Origin of the sequence: Kineococcus glutinatus (genome assembly GCF_039542765.1) — a bacterium.
GTDB lineage: Bacteria > Actinomycetota > Actinomycetes > Actinomycetales > Kineococcaceae > Kineococcus_A > Kineococcus_A glutinatus.
In genome coordinates, this window is sequence record NZ_BAABIL010000116.1 from 1 (window position 1) to 1,410 (window position 1,410).

Consider the following 1,410-nt stretch of genomic DNA (forward strand, 5'->3'; position numbering starts at 1 on the left):
GCCGAGCGCTGGGCGGCGGCCGCGGCGGCCGGCGCACCGGCGGAGCCGTCGTCGGCGGTGACGACGGCGGTGGTGGTGACGGGGAAGAACTGCCGGGCGACGAGCACCGCGGTCTCGTGGCGGTCGGCTCCCGCGGTGCGTTGCACGCGGGCGGCGGGCAGCAGGGCGCGCAGCTGCGCCTCGACGACGCCGGAGACGTCGCCGGGGCCGCCGATCACGTGCACGACGGACGGTTGCAGGCGCTGCAGCTCGGCGGCGGTGGCCGGGGACAGGTCCTGGCCGTTGGTGAGCAGCAGCGGTGCGGAGACGGCCGCGGCGGCCGGGGCGGCGACGAGCGCGTCGGGGACGGAGGAGCCACCGACGAGGAAGACGGCGCGGCCGGGGCGGTCGCCGAAGGCCTGCCGGGACAGCGCCGCCGCGGTCGCGTAGCGGTCGGCGCCGGCGATGCGCTCGACGGTCGGCGGCGCCGTGGTGGCGGCGTCCGCGGCCGGGTCGGCGCCGGTGGCGAGGGCCGTGGCGGTGAGGACGACGACGACGAGCACGCCGATCCCGGTGAGCACGGCGGTGCGACGGCGTCCGTGCACGGGCCCTCCCTCAGCTGGTGCCGCGGCGCGGCTGCGCGGAGGCTATCGGGCGCCGGGTCCACCGGCGCGGATCGTCGCCCGGACGGGGCACGTGGCGCTGCGGGGACCGGGCGGCCCGGGGTGGGTCAGAGGACGACGTCGAGCCGCACGCTGGTGCGCTTGTCGGTGAGCGCGCTGAGGCGGGCGTGGATCTGCGGCGTCACCGGGCGCACGCCCATGGCCAGCGCCTGCTGCACGAGGGTGCTGAGCTCCTGCTCGCTGAGCGGGCGCTCCGGCGGCACGGTGCCCGTGGCGCGGGCCCGGGCGATCTCCCGCGCGAGGACGGCCACCGGGCTGCCCGCGGCGGCGTCGACGTCGACGACGCCGGACTGCAGGTGGTTGAGCAGCGCCCGGTCGCTGTTGGTGAGGTAGTCGGAGGGGTCTTCCTGCGGGTAGTCGTTCTCGATGCGCGTCACGGGAGCGACGTAGGTGGTGTCGTTCTGGATGCGCCGTGCGTAGATGTTGGGCGCCGACGTGACAGAACCGATGATCATGACCCCTCCAGTAACTCTGTGTGAGCACTAGTGTGCAGGGCGTTGACAGCTCGATGCCAGGCCTTGATGGGCCAACCGGGTGAACCGCCACGTTCGCGCACGTCCGGACCACCCGGGCGGGCCTCCCGCGGAGACGCCCGGTGCCCGCCCGGGGCTCGCGGTTGCGCCGGTGGGGACGCCCCGCCGCGGCACGTGGGCGTGCCGTGCGCGGGACGTCCCCACCGGCGGGGCGGTCAGGCCGGCGGCAGGGCGTTGGCGCCGATGACCCGCGAGTACCAGTGCGCGCTGTCCTT

Annotated in this window: 2 protein-coding genes; both read right to left on the reverse strand. The window is 76.5% G+C overall.

The features are described from left to right. A partial coding sequence (locus tag ABEB16_RS05175) for a cell wall-binding repeat-containing protein (RefSeq protein WP_345711202.1) occupies nucleotides 1–584 on the reverse strand: 584 nt, incomplete at its 3' end. Between the two features lie 125 nt (nucleotides 585–709). Beyond that, nucleotides 710–1,117, reverse strand: coding sequence for a hypothetical protein (locus tag ABEB16_RS05180; RefSeq protein ID WP_345711203.1), 408 nt, complete (start codon nucleotides 1,115–1,117; stop codon nucleotides 710–712). Between the last annotated feature and the right edge of the window lie 293 nt (nucleotides 1,118–1,410).

Bases quoted from the DNA above. Each gene is read 5' to 3' on its own strand.
- ABEB16_RS05180 (WP_345711203.1), bottom strand. From the start codon at position 1,117: ATGATCATCGGTTCTGTCACGTCGGCGCCCAACATCTACGCACGGCGC.